Below are 15,654 nucleotides of genomic sequence, written 5' to 3' on the forward strand. Positions count from 1 at the left end.
AGGGAACCGTCCCGTTCCCGGGAGGAGACGATCCGGTGCGCTGCCCGTTCTGCCACAACCCCGACAGCCGCGTCGTCGACTCGCGGGAGACCGACGAGGGGGCGACCACCCGCCGCCGTCGGTCCTGCCCCGGCTGCGGCCGGCGGTTCACCACCGTCGAGGAGGCGGTGCTGGCCGTCGTCAAGCGCAGCGGGGTGACCGAGCCGTTCAACCGGTCCAAGGTCATCGCCGGTGTGCGCCGCGCCTGCCAGGGACGTCCCGTCGACGAGGACCAACTCGCCGTGCTCGCGGCCCAGGTCGAGGACGCCGTGCGCTGCACCGGGTCGGCCGAGGTGCCCAGCCACGAGGTCGGGCTGGCCATCCTGCGACCGCTGCGCGACCTCGACGAGGTGGCCTACCTCCGGTTCGCCAGCGTCTACCGCTCCTTCAGCTCCGCGGCGGACTTCGAGAAGGAGATCGCCGAGATGCGCGCCAAGCGCGCGTCCGTGGCCGAGATCGCCTCCGCCGACCTGCCGCCGCCGGTGATCCCGCGCGCGGGCGGCAGCGTCTCCGCCGACGCGCCCCCGGGCGCCACCGACCCGATCGGCTGACCGCAGCCGATCGCACGCCCTCCGCGGACTTCCCCGCCGCCGGGGCCCGCCCGGCACCGTCGCCGCGGCCGCCCGCACCACCCACGCACCACGCCCTGCACCACGGCACACCCAGCAGCACCGGCGTCACGTCGACGCCACCCGCTCCGACCCACCGGCCGGCGCAGCCACACCGAATCCCAGGGGGAGTCTTGACCGAGACCACCGACCGCATCTCGAACGGGCGCAAGCGCGCCGGCAAGTCCGCCGAGCGCAAGGGCATCACCGTCCAGCGCGTGTTCACCACCGCCGGCGTGCACCCCTACGACGAGGTGACCTGGGAGCGCCGGGACGTCGTCATGGTAAACTGGCGCGACGGGTCGATCAACTTCGAGCAGCGGGGCGTGGAGTTCCCGTCGGAGTGGTCGATCAACGCCACCAACATCGTCACGACCAAGTACTTCCGCGGCGCGGTGGGCACCCCCGCCCGCGAGACCAGCCTGCGCCAGCTCATCGACCGCGTGGTGCTCACCTACACCCAGGCCGGCCGCGACCACGGCTACTTCGCCACCGAGGGCGACGCCGAGCTGTTCGAGCACGAGCTGACCTGGATGCTGCTGCACCAGTACTTCAGCTTCAACTCCCCGGTCTGGTTCAACGTCGGCACCGCGTCGCCGCAGCAGGTCAGCGCCTGCTTCATCCTCGCCGTCGACGACACGATGGACTCGATCCTGAACTGGTACCGCGAGGAGGGCCTGATCTTCAAGGGCGGCTCCGGTGCCGGCCTGAACCTCTCCCGCATCCGCTCCTCCAAGGAGCTGCTGTCCTCCGGCGGCACCGCCTCGGGCCCGGTCTCCTTCATGCGCGGCGCCGACGCCTCGGCCGGGACCATCAAGTCCGGCGGCGCGACCCGCCGGGCCGCGAAGATGGTCGTGCTGGACATCGACCACCCCGACATCGAGGAGTTCGTCGAGACCAAGGCGCGCGAGGAGGACAAGATCCGCGCGCTGCGCGACGCCGGCTACGACATGGACCTCGGTGGCAAGGACATCACCAGCGTCCAGTACCAGAACGCCAACAACTCCGTCCGCGTCAACGACGAGTTCATGCGCGCCGTCGAGGAGGGCACCGGCTTCGGCCTGCGCTCGCGCACCGACGGCTCGGTCATCGAGACCGTCGACGCCAAGGACCTGTTCCGCAAGGTCACCCAGGCCGCGTGGGAGTGCGCCGACCCCGGCATCCAGTACGACGACACGATCAACGACTGGCACACCAACCCCGAGACGGGCCGGATCAACGCGTCCAACCCCTGCTCGGAGTACATGAGCCTGGACAACAGCTCGTGCAACCTGGCCTCGCTGAACCTCATGAAGTTCCTGCGGGCCGACGGCACCTTCGACGCGACCTTGTTCACCCGCGCCGTCGAGCTGATCATCACCGCGATGGACATCTCCATCTGCTTCGCCGACTTCCCGACCGAGCCGATCGGCGACACCACTCGCGCCTACCGTCAGCTGGGCATCGGCTACGCCAACCTCGGTGCGCTGCTCATGGCCACCGGCCACGCCTACGACTCCCGGGGCGGGCAGACCCTGGCTGCGGCCATCACCTCGCTGATGACCGGCACCGCCTACCGCCGCTCGGCCGAGCTGGCCGGCGTCGTCGGCGCCTACGACGGCTACGCCCGCAACGCCTCGGCCCACGCCCGGGTCATGCGCAAGCACGCCGCCGCCAACGACGCCATCCGCCCCGTCGGCGCCGACGACGCCGACGTGCTCAAGGCCGCCACCGCCCAGTGGCAGGAGTGCCTGGCCGTCGGCGCGACCAACGGCTGGCGCAACGCGCAGGCCTCGGTGCTGGCCCCCACCGGCACCATCGGCTTCATGATGGACTGCGACACGACCGGCATCGAGCCGGACTTCTCGCTGGTCAAGTTCAAGAAGCTGGTCGGCGGCGGCTCCATGCAGATCGTCAACCAGACGGTCCCGCGGGCGCTGAAGAGCCTGGGCTACCAGGACGAGCAGGTCGAGGCCATCGTCGAGTTCATCGCCGAGCACGGCCACGTGGTCGACGCCCCGAGCCTGCGCCCGGAGCACTACGAGGTCTTCGACTGCGCCATGGGCGAGCGGGCCATCTCCCCGATGGGCCACGTCCGGATGATGGCCGCGGTGCAGCCCTTCATCTCCGGCGCCATCTCCAAGACGGTCAACATGCCGGAGACGGCGACCGTCGAGGAGGTCGAGAACATCTACTTCCAGGGCTGGAAGATGGGCATCAAGGCCCTGGCGATCTACCGCGACAACTGCAAGGTCGGCCAGCCGCTGTCCGACGGCGGCAAGAAGAAGGACAAGGTCGAGGAGGCCGCGCCGGCCCCCGTCGCCGCCACCCTGGCCCACCCGGTCCGCAAGCGGCTGCCCAAGAAGCGCACCAGCATGACCACCTCCTTCTCGGTGGCCGGTGCCGAGGGCTACATGACCGCCGGCATGTACGAGGACGGCAGCCTCGGCGAGGTCTTCCTCAAGCTGGGCAAGCAGGGCTCGACCCTGGCCGGTGTCATGGACGCCTTCTCGATCGGGATCTCGCTGGCGCTGCAGCACGGTGTGCCGCTGGAGACTTACATCTCCAAGTTCACCAACATGCGCTTCGAGCCGGCCGGCATGACCGACGACCCGGACATCCGGATCGCCCAGTCGGTGATGGACTACATCTTCCGTCGCCTGGCGCTGGACCACCTGCCGGTGGAGAAGCGGGCCAACCTCGGCATCTTCACCGCCGAGGAGCGCGCCGCGCAGGTCGCCGGGTCCTACGGCTCGGCCTCCACCGCGGTCGTCGAGGAGGACGTGGACCTCGAGGCGCTGCGCGGCTCGGCCCCCACCGAGGCGCCCGCCAAGGAGGAGGTGACCCCCGCCGGCCCGAAGTCGGTCAAGGAGGCCCACTCCTCGGCCGAGCTGCTGGAGCTGGTGACCGGCACCGCCACCGACGCGCCGCTGTGCATGACCTGCGGCACGAAGATGCGCCCCGCCGGCAGCTGCTACGTCTGCGAGGGCTGCGGCTCCACCAGCGGCTGCAGCTGATTGGCTAGCTGCTGGGACGTTGAAGAACCTTGGTCAGCGTCCCAGCAGCACCCCCGCCTCTACCCATACCTCGTCGACTGGGGATCTGATGCCGCCGACCTATATCCAACTCGGTCAGCGTTGGCAGTTGGGCCGGTCGCTCGGTCGCGGTGGTTATGGTGCGGTCTTTCTAGCAGTCAGTGAAGATGGCACCGAGGCCGCTGCGAAGGTGATTCCGAAGAATCCAGGCGCATCGAGAGAACTTCTGTTTGCTGATCTGACGGGTCCCGATGGTCAAGTTCGCAACGTCGCTCCCGTAATTGATTCAGGTGAGACCGAAACCTCCTACTGGATCGTGATGCCGCTCGCGGTGAGTTCGTTACGCGATCGTATGCAGTCGGACGGTCCGGCATTGTCGTTGCGGGACGTGCTGCATGTCCTTACTGATATCGCCGCCGCCCTGGCTGACTTGGATGGTCGAGTCGTTCACCGCGATATCAAGCCGGAGAATGTTCTGTCGATTGCCGGGCACTGGAATCTGGCAGATTTTGGCATTTCTCGATACGTTGAAGCTGCGACGGCTACCCAAACACATAAATGGTCCGGAACGCCACAGTACTTGGCCCCCGAACGGTGGCGCATGGAGTCCGCGACGGCCGCCGTTGATGTTTATGCACTGGGTGTCATTGCGTACGAGCTCCTCGCTGGGAGGTTACCGTTCGAGGGGCCGGACTTTCGTGACCAGCACCTTCACCAAGATCCGCCTGCTCTTCCTGACGTGGCACCGCGTCTGGCGTCCCTCATTGAAGAATGCTTGTTCAAGTCCCCTCAAGCGCGTCCGGCACCGGCTAACCTGCTGGTGCGACTCCAACGAGTAGTCGACGCCAAATCAACACCAGGTGCCGCGATGCTTGCGGGCGCCTATCAGCAAATAACTGAGCAGCGGCGAAGCGAAGAGATTGCAGCGTCGCGTGCTCGTTCCGAGAAGGAGCGTCGTGAGCTGTTGGCTGCGGACGCGTCTCGGTCGCTCAATAGAATTTCCGAGACACTTTTAGATACGGTCATCGACCTAGCTCCAACGACAGCGGTCGCACGTCGGCCGGACGGTTGGATTGGCGAGTTGGGTAACGTGCAAATTGGTTTCTCGGGCGCGAGATCCTATGAGCAATCCGATTGGCGCGACAGAAAGCCCGCGATAGACGTAATCTCGTATGCAATAATCACGATTAGGATTCCGGGATCGTCTCGAAGCTATGAAGGTCGGAGCCATTCCCTCTTCTTCTGTGACGCCGTAGACGAGGGTAGGTATGCGTGGTACGAGACCGCGTTCATGGACACGCCACTGATGCGAATGCGCATGGAGGGCGGGCAGGATCCTTATTCGCTGCCGCCGAACGAGATCTCCGGTGCAGCCTTATCGAGGGGCATGGCCGACGCTCAGGTTGCTTGGCCCTTCACCGAACTCCTTCCAGGCGACTTGGATGAATTCGTCGACCGGTGGGTTGGATGGTTCGGCGCCGGGGTGCAGGGACGTCTTTCCCGGCCAGCCTCCATGCCCGAAGGTCAACCGCAAGGAACATGGCGCCAGTAGGGCTATGTCCCCAGTGTTGTTCAGGGCAAAGGCGTGACCGCCTCTACGAGTGGTTGGACACGGCTTACGTTGGAATGTGTATGAGGCTTGATGGGGCGGACGCATTTGTCCGTTGACTGGGTAGACCGGAAGCGAGCAATGTCAGGTGTGTCCTCCACCTGGCGGGTCGCCCCCGCCATCTGGCGGGCAGGCTCCGCCGGGTGGCGCTGGGGTGCACGGCCGCCCGGGGCCAGGATGGTGACGGCGGTCACCCGGACCGCCCCGGTCCGAGGAGACCCCGTGACGACGACGTCGCTGCCGCGCCCGCCCTTCGACCCCGAGGTCGCCGCCGCGCTGGACGCGGTGGGCGAGGCGCTGCCGTCCTCGCTGACGCCGGAGATGATCCCGCTGCTGCGCCAGCCCAACCCGCTGGTGCCGCCGCCCACCGACGAGGAGCTGTCCCTCGGCGGCGCCCTGCGGGTCAGCACCCGCACGGTGCCCGGTCCCGACGGCGAGGTCGAGGTCATCGTGCTGCAGCCGACGGCGGCGGCCGGCCCGGTGCCGGCCGTCCTGCACACCCACGGCGGCGGCATGATCATCGGCGACGCCCGCACCGGGCTGCTCGAGGTCGCCGGGTGGGCTGCCGAGCTCGGCCTGGTCGTGGTCTCCGTGGAGTACCGGCTCGCCCCGGAGACCCCGCACCCCGGACCGGTGGAGGACTGCTACGCCGCCCTGCTGTGGACCGTCCGGGAGGCCGCCGAGCTCGGAGTCGACCCCGAGCGCGTGCTGGTCGCCGGGGCCAGCGCCGGGGGAGGCCTCGCCGCCGCACTGGCCCTCATGGCCCGGGACCGCGGGGAGATCGCCCTCGCCGGCCAGGTGCTGATCTACCCGATGCTCGACGACCGCAACGACTCCGGCTCGGCGCAGCAGATGGCCGGCGTCGGGGTCTGGGACCGGACCTCCAACGCGACCGGCTGGACGGCGCTGCTCGGCGACGCGGTCGGCGGGCCCGACGTCCCGGCCTACGCCGCGCCCGCCCGTGCCACCGACCTCTCCGGCCTGCCGCCGGCGTTCATCGACGTGGCGTCGGCCGAGACCTTCCGCGACGAGGACATCGCCTACGCCTCCCGGATCTGGGCCGCCGGGGGCGTCGCCGAGCTGCACGTGTGGCCCGGTGGCTGCCACGGGTTCGACATGTTCGTCCCCGACGCCGCCATCTCGCAGGCGGCGCGAGCGGCCCGGATCGCCTGGCTGCGCCGCCTGCTGGGCGCCTGACCCGTGGGGTCTGGTGCCCCGCACCTGCGCGGGGCCACGATGACGCGGTGAACGACCTGGCGATGCGGTTGGCCGCGCTGGACCCCGAGATGGCCGCGGCACTGCGGGCGGTGGGCCACTTCGACGCGCTGCTCGCCGCCCGTGCCGGTCTGCAGGACGTGGTCCGGGGGGCGGCAGGCCTCGCCGGCTGCCCGGTCCGCTGGGCCGACCCCGACCGCGGCCTCGTCGTCCGGTCCCGCCCGGACGGCGTGCTGGAGGCCGGGCCCGACCCGGACCCGGCGTGGCCGTCCGTGGCCGTGGAGGGCACGGGCGGGACCCTGCTGCTGGAGCGACCCGGCCCGGCCGGCACCCGCGACGCCGTGGTCCTCGAGCGGGCCGCGGCCGCGGTGGGCACGGTGCTGGACCGCACCCGGCGCGGCCGGCCCGGCGCCGACCCGGCCTCCGTCGAGGTGGTGCTCGACCCCGCCGCTGCGCCGGCGGACCGGTCGGCCGCGGCCCGCCGGCTGGGGCTGGCCGGCCCCGCGCGGGCGGTCGCCCTGGCCGACGGACGCTGGGCGGTCACCGGGGCGGGGGAGTCCTCGCCGGTCGGGGTGCGCTGCGGCACCGGCCCCGCCGTCCTGGTCGACGAGCTGCCGCGCTCGGCCGCGCTGGCCGCCCTGGCCCTCCGGCTCACCGCCGAGGGCACGCCCGAGGACCCCGGCCCCCGGGTGGTGCACGCCGACGAGGTCGGCACCGTGCTGCTGCTGGTCGAGGCCGCAGACGACGCCCCGCCGCTGCCCGACGTGCAGGCGCTGGACGCGGCCGCCGCCGCCGGTCCGTGGGTGCTGACGACCCTCGACGCCGTCGCCACCACCGGCAGCCAGCGCGACGCCGCCCGGGCGCTGCACCTGCACCACTCGACGCTGCAGGACCGGCTGCAGCACGCCGAGCAGCTGCTGGGGTGGGACCTGCGGGACCCGGCCGGTCGGCTGCGCCTGCAGCTGGCCCTGCACCTGCGCCGCGCCGCCCGCTCCCGCGCAGGCCAGTCAGTGGGGCGCAACACGGTCGGCTGACTACAGTTCCCCGACGTGGAGCTGTCGGGAGGGCAGGAGGTACCGCTCGGCCTCGACGCCCTGACCCTGCTCGCCCTGCAGGCCACCGAGGTCAGCGTCACCATCTCCGACCCCGAACTGCCCGGGAACCCGCTGGTCTGGGTCAACCCCGCCTTCACCGCGACCACCGGCTACGCGGCCGAGGACGCCGTCGGCCGCAACTGCAGCTTCCTGCAGGGCGAGGACACCGACCCCGACGCCGTCGCCGCGATCCGGCGGGCCATCCGCGAGCAGCGCTCGGTCACCGTCACCCTCCTCAACCACCGCGCCGACGGCCAGGAGTTCTGGAACCGGCTGAGCATCGACCCGGTGCTCGAGGGCGAGCGCGTCGTGGCCTACGTGGGCGTGCAGTCCGACGTCACCGCCGAGGTGGTGGCCGGTGCCGAGCGCGACGCCGCCCGCGCCGCCACCGAGGCAGCCCTCGCCCGGGAGACCGCCGCCCGCATCTCGCTGCAGTCCGCGCACCGCCGGCTGCAGCTGATGTCGGCGGCCACCACCACGCTGTCGGCGTCCCTGGACCCCGACGCGATCGTCGCCCAGCTGGCCGACCTCTGCGTCCCGCCGCTGGCGGACTGGCTGTTCGTCGCCGAGACCGACGAGACCGGCACGGTCGTGCGGGTGACCACCCGCCACCACGCCCCCGAGGGCCACGAGGCCGCGCTGGACCAGGTGCGCCGTGCCTACGAGGGGCGCCCCCTCCCGCCCGCCGCCCCCGCCGCGCAGGCGGTCGCCACCGGGTCCCCCGTCACCGTCGCCCACCTCACCCCCGACGGGTTGGCCCCCTACGGCCGCGGGCTGTCCGCCGCCGTCTTCGGCGAGCTCGGCACCGGCGCGCTGGCCGCCGTCCCCCTCGCCGCCCCCGACAGCACGTGGGGCGCGATGGTGCTCGTGCGCGCCACCCCGCAGCCCTTCCCGCAGGGTGACCTCGAGGTGGCCGAGGACCTCGGCCGGCGAGCCGGGCAGGCGCTGGCCAACGCCCGCCGCTACGTCCGCGAGGCCACCGTCGCCGAGAGCCTGCAGCGCGCCCTGCTGCCCGGCCTGCCCGACCTGCCCGGCGTGACGGCCGCGGCGGCCTACCGCAGCGCGGTCCTGGGCGCGGCGGTGGGCGGTGACCTCTACGACCTGCTCGACCTGCCCGGCGGGTCGGTCGGTGCGGTGGTCGCCGACGTCGCCGGCCACGACATCGACGCCGCGGCCACCATGGGCACCCTGCGCGACCTCATCCGCTCCCGCAGCTGGGACGACCCGCCGCCGGACCCGGCCGCCGTCCTCACCGCCGTGGACCGGCTGATGGACGTGCTGCACGTGCCCGGCCTGGCCACCGCCGCCGTCGTGCAGGCCAGCCGCCCGACCACGGACAGCGGCCCCTGGACCGTGCGGCACACCAACGCCGGCCACCCGCCGGTGCTCCTCCGGCTGCCGGGCGGGGACGTCGAACCGCTCGGCGGCGCGCACGACCTGCTGCTGGGTGCGGCCCCCGGTGCCCGCCGCCGCACGCAGGAGCGTGCGCTGCCCGCCGGGTCTCAGCTGGTCCTCTACACCGACGGGCTGGTCGAGCAGCCCCACCACCCGGGCGACCGGGCCCGCGACCTGGACCTCGGCATCGCCCGGCTGGTGGCCACGGTGCAGGGCCTGCCGGTCGGTGCGCCGCCGGCCGAGGTGGTGGACGCCGCGGTCGAGCTGGTGACCGGCCGGCTGGACGACACCGCCGTCCTGGTCGTCCAGCTGGGCTGAGAACCTGTCCCGGTGACCGACGACCTGTACCTGCCGTTCGCCGAGCGCACCCCCGACGGCCAGTACGCCGCGGTCCTGCGGGCGATCGTCACCGAGGGGGAGCGGACGCCGACCCGGCAGGGCGTCGAGGCGCTGACCCTCATGCAGCAGACCACCCGCTACCCGCTGCGCAACGGGTTCCCGCTGATCACCGAGCGGTCCATCAAGGGCTTCTGGCCCAAGGCGGTCGGCGAGCTGTGCGCCTTCATCAACGGCGCCACCACCGTCGAGGAGTTCGCCGCGTTCGGCTGCGACTGGTGGGACGCCTGGGCGACCCCGGAGAAGACCCGCAAGCGCGGCCTGCCCGACGGCTCGCTGGGCCCGGGCTCCTACGGCGGCGCCTTCCACGACTTCCCGGCCCCGCCCGGGCGCGAGCCGATGGACCAGTTCGCCCACCTCGTCGAGCAGATCACCGAGCTGCCCGAGCTGCGCACCCACTTCGTCTCGCCGTGGATCCCGCAGTACCAGGTGCGGGGCGAGGGCAAGACCCCCGGGACGACGATCGCGCCCTGCCACGGCTGGGTGCACGTGCGCGTGCTGGGCGGCACGCTGCACCTGCACATGTTCCAGCGCTCCGGCGACGTGCCCGTCGGCGTGCCGTCGAACATGGCGCAGTACGCCGCGCTGCTGCTCATGCTGGCCCAGCTGACCGGCACCCGGCCGGGCACCTTCCACCACACCATCAGCGACGCCCACGTCTACGTCGACCAGCTCGACGCCGTGCACGAGATGATCACCCGCGAGCCGCGGCGGTTGCCCACGCTGACCCTCACCGAGGAGGGCCGGGCGGTCACCGACATCCACGACTTCCGGGCCACCCACTTCCAGCTGTCGGACTACGAGCCGCACCCGGCCATCCGCGGCATCCCGGTCGCCTCGTGACCGGCCCCGTGACGCTGTCGCTGGTGGTCGCGGTCGCCGACGACGGCGTGATCGGTGACCGCAACGGGCTGCCCTGGCACATCAGCGAGGACCTGCGCCGCTTCCGCGAGCTGACCACCGGCCACGTCGTCGTCGCCGGCCGGCTCACCCACGAGTCGGTGACCGCGCGGCTGGGCCGGCCGCTGCCCGGCCGGCACACCGTCGTGGTCAGCGGCAGCACCCCGCCGGACGGGCCGCAGGTGTGGACGCCGGGCGCGGCCACCGTCGTGCCCGACCTGGACGCCGCGCTGGGGCTGGCCGGCCGGCTGGCCGCCGACGCGCCGCACCCGGACGTCGTCGTCATGGGCGGCGCCCAGATCTACCGGCAGGCGCTGCCGCAGGTCGCCACGGTGCACCTCACCCGGGTGCACCTGACCCCCGGCGGCGACACCCGGATGCCCGAGGGCTGGCTGGACGGGTTCACCGTCGCCGACAGCCGCGACCTGACGACGGCGTCGGGCACCGGCGTCACGTTCGAGACGCTCACCCGTGGCTGACCTCTACTGCCCGGCCAACGCCCGCACCCCCGAGCAGGTGGCCCGGATGGCCGACCTGGAGGCGCGCGGTGTCTGCCTGTTCTGCGCCGACGCCGGCACCGAGGTCGGCGGCGGCGACGTCGTCACCGAGACCGCGCACTGGCGGGCGCTGCACAACGACTTCCCCTACCGGGGTGCGGCCCGGCACCTGCTGCTGGTGCCGCGCGCGCACGTCACCGACGTGCTGGACCTCGACGACGCCGCCCGCGCCGACCTGTGGACCGTGCTGCGCGCCGTCCGCGGGGAGGACCGCGGCCCGTACGGGCTGGGCATGCGCAACGGTCCCTGCGAGGGCACCGGCGGCACCATCGCCCACGTGCACCTGCACGTGCTGGTGCCCGACGGCGAGCAGCCGCTGCGGATGCGGTTCAGCTCGGCGCGCTGAGGTCCACCCAGACCAGCTCCACCCCGGCACCGGCCAGGATCGCCTCGGCGTCGAGCAGGGAGTACGACCCGCGGAAGAAGCAGCGGGCGAACCGGGCCTCGGCGACCAGGTAGGCGCACGCCGGGCACGGGAACGCCGAGACGTAGAGGTCCGCGCCCGCGGTGTCGAAGGCGCCCGCCGCGGCCTGCCCGACCAGCGAGGCCTCCGCGTGGATCGCGGTGGACAGGTCGGCACGCAGTCCGCGCGAGAACTCGTTGCGGGGGTCGCCGTCGACGTAGGGCGCGTGCTCGGTGGGCTGGTGCCGGTTGTGGCTGGTGGCCAGCACCTGCCCGTCGCGGGCGGCGAGCGCACCGACCTGGCGCCACCAGTCCGAGGACCTCTCGCCCGCCGCGACCGCCTGCTGCATGAGCGCCACGTGCACCGGGTCGGTCGTCGTCCCCGCGCTGGCCCCGGCGGGCCGCTCCTCCAGCGCCCACTGCCGGTCCCAGCGCAGGAACACCGGGACGAACTCGAACCGGGTGCCGGGGCAGTCGGCGGCCAGCTCGCGGGTGACCGACTCGTCGGCGGCGAGCACCACGTCGTCCAGCGCGGCCGGGAGGTCCGCCGGCTGCACGACCCGGACGTCGACCCCGTGCTCGGCCGCCAGCACGCGCCCGACGACGGCGGCGTCCAGGCCGCGGATCTCCTTGCGCATCGCCGGGAACCGCTCGGCGAACCCGTCGCCGAGCAGCAGCACCCGGTCGATCTCCGGGTGCGCGGCGAGCAGCCGGCGGTGCCCGGCGTGGTAGACCGGCGCGTGCAGCAGCAGCTGGGTCACGACTCGGGGTCGCGCCCGGCGGCGTCGGCGAGGTGGATGAGCCGCAGCCGCGCCGACGTGCTCACCGTCGACATGCGGTCCAGCACCACCACCCGGTCGCAGTACTCGGCCTCGAGCCGGGCCACCTCGTCGGCGGTGTAGGTCTCCGCGGTGGCCACCAGCACGCTGGGGCGCACCGCCTTGATCAGCGCCCACTGCTCGTGCTCGACGTGCTTGAGGGTCACGATGCCCACCCCGCGCTGGTGGGTGACCATCCGCAGCCGCTCCATCTCCGGCACTGCGGGGCGGGAGGGGCCCTTGCGGCGGCGGACCTTCTCGTCGCTGTCCACGCCGACGATGAGGAAGCCGCCCATCGAGCGGGCCTTCTCCAGGTAGCGGCTGTGCCCCTCGTGGATCATGTCGAAGGACCCGCTGGTGAGCACCACCCGCAGCCCCAGGGTCTTCAGCGCCGAGCTCATCGCGGCCAGCCGGTCGAGGTCGTCGACGAAGCGTTCCTCGAAGTGCGACGCGTCCTGGAACAGGTCGCTGTAGAGCCGGCCCGGCTCCGGGTTCCCGGTCACGCGGGGAGGTTACCGGTCAGCGAGGATGGGCCGATGAGCAGCGAGCGCCCGTTCGACGTCGTCCTGTTCGGTGCCAGCGGGTTCGTCGGCCGCCTGGTCGCCGCCCACCTCGCCGAGCACGCCCCCGACGGCGCCCGGATCGCCCTCGCCGGCCGCACCCGCGCCAAGGTCGAGATGGTCCGCGCCGACCTGCCGCAGCGGGGCCGCAGCTGGCCGGTGCTGGTGGCCGACTCCGCCGACCGCGCCGCGCTGGACGAGCTCGCCGGCAGCGCCCGCGTCGTGGTCACCACCGTCGGCCCCTACGCCCGCTACGGCCTGCCGTTGGTCGAGGCCTGCGCCCGGGCCGGCACGCACTACGCCGACCTGACCGGTGAGGTGCTCTTCGTCCGCGACGCCATCGACGCCACCGACGAGCTGGCCCGCTCGACCGGCGCGCGGATCGTGCACGCCTGCGGCTACGACTCCATCCCCTCCGACCTCGCCGTGGCCGAGCTGGCCCGGCGGGCCGCCGCCGACGGCGCCGGCGGGCTGACCGACGTGCAGACCGTGGCCACCGCCAGGGGCGGCTTCTCCGGCGGCACGATCGACTCCATGCGGGCCCAGGTCGGCGCGCTGCAGGAGCGGCCCGAGCTGCGCCGGGTGGTCGGGCACCCGTTCACGCTCAGCCCCGACCGGTCCGCCGAGCCCGCCACCCGCCAGCCCCGCGACGGCTCGCTGCCCACCCGCACGGCCGACGGCCGGTGGTCCGCGCCGTTCGTGATGGCGTCGTTCAACACCCGCGTCGTGCGGCGCAGCAACGCGCTGCAGGACTGGGCCTACGGCCGCGGGTTCTCCTACGGGGAGGTCATGGCCACCGGGAAGGGCATCGGCGGCGCGGTGGCCGCCGGGGCGGTCACCGGGGGTCTGCTGGCCGGGGTGTCGGCGATGGCCTTCCGCCCGACGGCGGCGCTGCTGGACCGGGTGCTGCCCAAGCCGGGCGAGGGCCCCGACGCCGCCGCCCGGGCCCGCGGCTTCTTCCGCATGGTCACCACGGGGACGACGGAGTCGGGCCGGCGCTACCGGTCGGTGGCCGCCGGTGCGGGTGACCCGGGCTACGCGGCCACCGCGGTCATGCTGGGGGAGGCGGGGCTCTCGCTGGCCCTGGACGACCTGCCCGACCGGGCCGGCTCGCTGACCCCGGCGACGGCGTTCGGCACGGTCCTGGCCGACCGGTTGCGCGCGGCCGGGCACACCTACGAGGTCACCGAGCTGACGTGATCCGCCGCGCCACCGCCGAGGACCTGGCGCAGCTGCCGGAGGTGGAGGCGGCGGCCGACCAGCTGTTCGCCCCGCTCGGCATCACCGACCTGCCGCCGCCGGCCACCGCCGCCGACCGGGCCCGGTCGTGGCGGGTGCTGGCGACCGGCCGGCCGGTGGTGGGGTTCGCCGTCCTCGAGCAGCTGGACGGCGCCGTCCACCTGGAGCAGCTGTCGGTGCACCCCGCGCACGGCCGCCGCGGGCTGGGCGGCGCGCTGGTCGAGGCCGCCGTCGAGGAGGCCCGGGCCGCCGGGGCGGACCGGGTGACGCTGTGCACCTACGCCGACGTGCCGTGGAACGGGCCGTTCTACGCCCGGCACGGGTTCGTGGAGGACCCGGACCCGCCGCCTGCACTGGCCGCGCTGCGGGCGCACGAGCAGCAGCTGGGCCTGGACCGGCACGGCCGCCGGGCGGTGCTGGTCCGCCGCCTGCCCGGCTAGGGTCCGCAGGTCATGGGGCGGCTCGGCGCGGACTTCTGGCGGCTGTGGTCGGCCGCCGTGGTGTCGCGGCTGGGCGGCGGCGTGGCCAGCGCCGGTCTGCCGCTGCTGGCCGCCTCCCTCACCCGCGACCCCCGCCAGGTGGCCCTGGTCAGCGTCTTCGCCGGGCTGCCCTGGTTGCTGCTGGCCCTGCACACCGGCGCGCTGGCCGACCGGTGGGACCGCCGCCGCACGATGTGGCTGTGCGACCTGGCCAGCGCGCTGGTCATGGCCGGGCTGGCCCTGGGCGTGCTGGTGGGCGCGGCGTCGCTGTGGGTGCTGTGCGCGGCGGCCTTCGCGGCGGCCTCGATCAGCACCCTGTTCGACAGCGCCGGCCAGGCCGCGCTGCCCTCGCTGGTCGCCCGGGACCAGCTACCGGCCGCCAACAGCCGGCTCTACACGGGCACGGTCCTGGCCGGGCTGTTCGTCGGCCCTCCCGTGGGCAGCTGGTTGTTCGTCGCGCACCCCGCCGTCCCGTTCGCGGTGGACGCGGTGTCCTTCGTGGGCTCGGCGGCGCTGGTGTTCGCGATCCGCAGCCGGTTCCGGGCACCGGAGAGCAGCGGTACCGGCCTCACCCGGGAGATCGGCGACGGTGTCCGCTGGCTGTGGCGGCACCGGCGGCTGCGGTCGCTGGTGGTGCTGCTGACCGTCTGGAACCTGACCGAGACGGCGGTCCTCGGCGTCCTGGTGCTCTACGCGCTGGAGCGGCTGCAGGTGCCGCCGTCGGCGTACGGCCTGCTGCTCACCGGCGTCGCCGTCGGCGGCGTGCTCGGCGCGGCGGCCGCGCCCCGGGCGGAGCGCTGGATGGGGACCGGCCCGCTGATCGTGGTCACCGTCGCGCTGACCGTGCTGGCCGACGTCGGCCTGGCGCTCACCCGCAGCGCGGTGGTGGCCGGTCTGCTGCTGGGTGTCGTCGGGGTCGCGGCCTTCGCGTTCAACGTGGTGTCGTCGAGCTACCGGCAGTCCGTCGTCCCCGACCTGCTGCAGGGCCGGGTGAGCAGCGCCTACCGGTTCGCGACGTGGGGGATCGCCCCGGTCGGTGCTGCGCTGGGTGGCGTCGTGGCCGCCGGTGCCGGCCTGCCCGCGGTGTTCTGGGGCGCCGCTGCCGTCCTCGCGGTCGCCGGTCTCGCCACCGCCCGCGAGCTCCTCCCGGCCCGGCTCGCCGTCGACACCCCGTCCTGACGCCGGTCGCGGGGTTCCCGCCCCCTCGCGGACGTCGGAGAGGGCGGGGACTCCGCGGTCCGCGGCGCCGGGCCGTCAGGATCGGGGTGCCGACCGTCAGGACGGCGTCAAGGGCGTCCCCGCCCGCGCGCGCCCGGCCGCAGGATCGGT

At 73.3% G+C, this 15,654-nt stretch carries 14 protein-coding genes; 12 read left to right on the forward strand and 2 right to left on the reverse strand.

Going from position 1 to position 15,654, the window contains the following annotated elements; genetic code table 11:
- The first annotated feature begins 35 nt into the window (after positions 1-35).
- From nrdR to BLT39_RS20770, 9 genes are all read left to right on the forward strand, one after another.
- Positions 36-590, forward strand: a complete 555-nt coding sequence (gene nrdR, locus BLT39_RS20730; RefSeq protein ID WP_091068771.1) for a transcriptional regulator NrdR — start codon at positions 36-38, stop codon at positions 588-590.
- A gap of 191 nt (positions 591-781) precedes the next feature.
- Complete coding sequence (locus BLT39_RS20735) at positions 782-3,643, forward strand: vitamin B12-dependent ribonucleotide reductase (protein WP_091068776.1); 2,862 nt, start codon at positions 782-784, stop codon at positions 3,641-3,643.
- A gap of 127 nt (positions 3,644-3,770) precedes the next feature.
- Complete coding sequence (locus tag BLT39_RS20740; protein WP_165640350.1) at positions 3,771-5,213, forward strand: serine/threonine-protein kinase; 1,443 nt, start codon at positions 3,771-3,773, stop codon at positions 5,211-5,213.
- A 279-nt stretch (positions 5,214-5,492) separates the two neighbouring features.
- A complete protein-coding gene (locus tag BLT39_RS20745) occupies positions 5,493-6,467 on the forward strand; it encodes an alpha/beta hydrolase (RefSeq protein WP_242658591.1) in 975 nt (324 codons plus the stop codon).
- Between the two features lie 47 nt (positions 6,468-6,514).
- Entirely contained in the window at positions 6,515-7,519 is a 1,005-nt protein-coding gene (locus tag BLT39_RS20750; RefSeq protein WP_091068785.1) for a helix-turn-helix domain-containing protein, read from the forward strand.
- Between the two features lie 15 nt (positions 7,520-7,534).
- A complete protein-coding gene (locus tag BLT39_RS20755; RefSeq protein ID WP_091068788.1) occupies positions 7,535-9,292 on the forward strand; it encodes a SpoIIE family protein phosphatase in 1,758 nt (585 codons plus the stop codon).
- A gap of 12 nt (positions 9,293-9,304) precedes the next feature.
- Entirely contained in the window at positions 9,305-10,213 is a 909-nt protein-coding gene (gene thyA, locus BLT39_RS20760; RefSeq protein WP_207508276.1) for a thymidylate synthase, read from the forward strand.
- Positions 10,210-10,749 (forward strand): dihydrofolate reductase, encoded by a 540-nt coding sequence (locus tag BLT39_RS20765; RefSeq protein ID WP_091068792.1) that lies wholly within the window; start codon positions 10,210-10,212, stop codon positions 10,747-10,749. The genes thyA and BLT39_RS20765 overlap by 4 nt, the downstream gene beginning before the upstream one ends.
- Positions 10,742-11,173, forward strand: coding sequence for an HIT family protein (locus BLT39_RS20770; RefSeq protein ID WP_207508278.1), 432 nt, complete (start codon positions 10,742-10,744; stop codon positions 11,171-11,173). Before BLT39_RS20765 ends, BLT39_RS20770 begins: the two co-directional genes overlap by 8 nt.
- On the opposite strand, the gene BLT39_RS20775 is transcribed toward BLT39_RS20770, so the two are convergent.
- Both BLT39_RS20775 and BLT39_RS20780 read right to left on the reverse strand, forming a co-directional pair.
- Positions 11,157-11,990, reverse strand: coding sequence for a deoxycytidylate deaminase (locus BLT39_RS20775; protein WP_091068795.1), 834 nt, complete (start codon positions 11,988-11,990; stop codon positions 11,157-11,159). The genes BLT39_RS20770 and BLT39_RS20775 overlap by 17 nt on opposite strands.
- Complete coding sequence (locus BLT39_RS20780; RefSeq protein WP_091068799.1) at positions 11,987-12,550, reverse strand: adenylyltransferase/cytidyltransferase family protein; 564 nt, start codon at positions 12,548-12,550, stop codon at positions 11,987-11,989. Before BLT39_RS20780 ends, BLT39_RS20775 begins: the two co-directional genes overlap by 4 nt.
- 33 nt (positions 12,551-12,583) lie before the next feature.
- On the opposite strand from BLT39_RS20780, the gene BLT39_RS20785 reads away from it, so the two are divergent.
- The 3 genes from BLT39_RS20785 to BLT39_RS20795 are packed head-to-tail and all read left to right on the forward strand — an operon-like array spanning position 12,584 to position 15,504.
- On the forward strand, positions 12,584-13,807 hold the full coding sequence (locus BLT39_RS20785) for a saccharopine dehydrogenase family protein (protein ID WP_091068802.1): 1,224 nt from the start codon (positions 12,584-12,586) through the stop codon (positions 13,805-13,807).
- Complete coding sequence (locus tag BLT39_RS20790) at positions 13,804-14,286, forward strand: GNAT family N-acetyltransferase (protein WP_091068805.1); 483 nt, start codon at positions 13,804-13,806, stop codon at positions 14,284-14,286. The genes BLT39_RS20785 and BLT39_RS20790 overlap by 4 nt, the downstream gene beginning before the upstream one ends.
- Before the next feature lie 12 nt (positions 14,287-14,298).
- On the forward strand, positions 14,299-15,504 hold the full coding sequence (locus BLT39_RS20795; RefSeq protein ID WP_091068808.1) for an MFS transporter: 1,206 nt from the start codon (positions 14,299-14,301) through the stop codon (positions 15,502-15,504).
- Positions 15,505-15,654 lie beyond the last annotated feature (150 nt).

Source organism: Klenkia brasiliensis, from assembly GCF_900100695.1.
Taxonomy (GTDB): domain Bacteria; phylum Actinomycetota; class Actinomycetes; order Mycobacteriales; family Geodermatophilaceae; genus Klenkia; species Klenkia brasiliensis.

Excerpts from the sequence above, each read along its gene's own strand:
- BLT39_RS20785 (WP_091068802.1), top strand. The coding sequence starts at position 12,584 with ATGAGCAGCGAGCGCCCGTTCGACGTCGTCCTGTTCGGTGCCAGCGGG.
- BLT39_RS20795 (WP_091068808.1), top strand. The coding sequence starts at position 14,299 with ATGGGGCGGCTCGGCGCGGACTTCTGGCGGCTGTGGTCGGCCGCCGTG.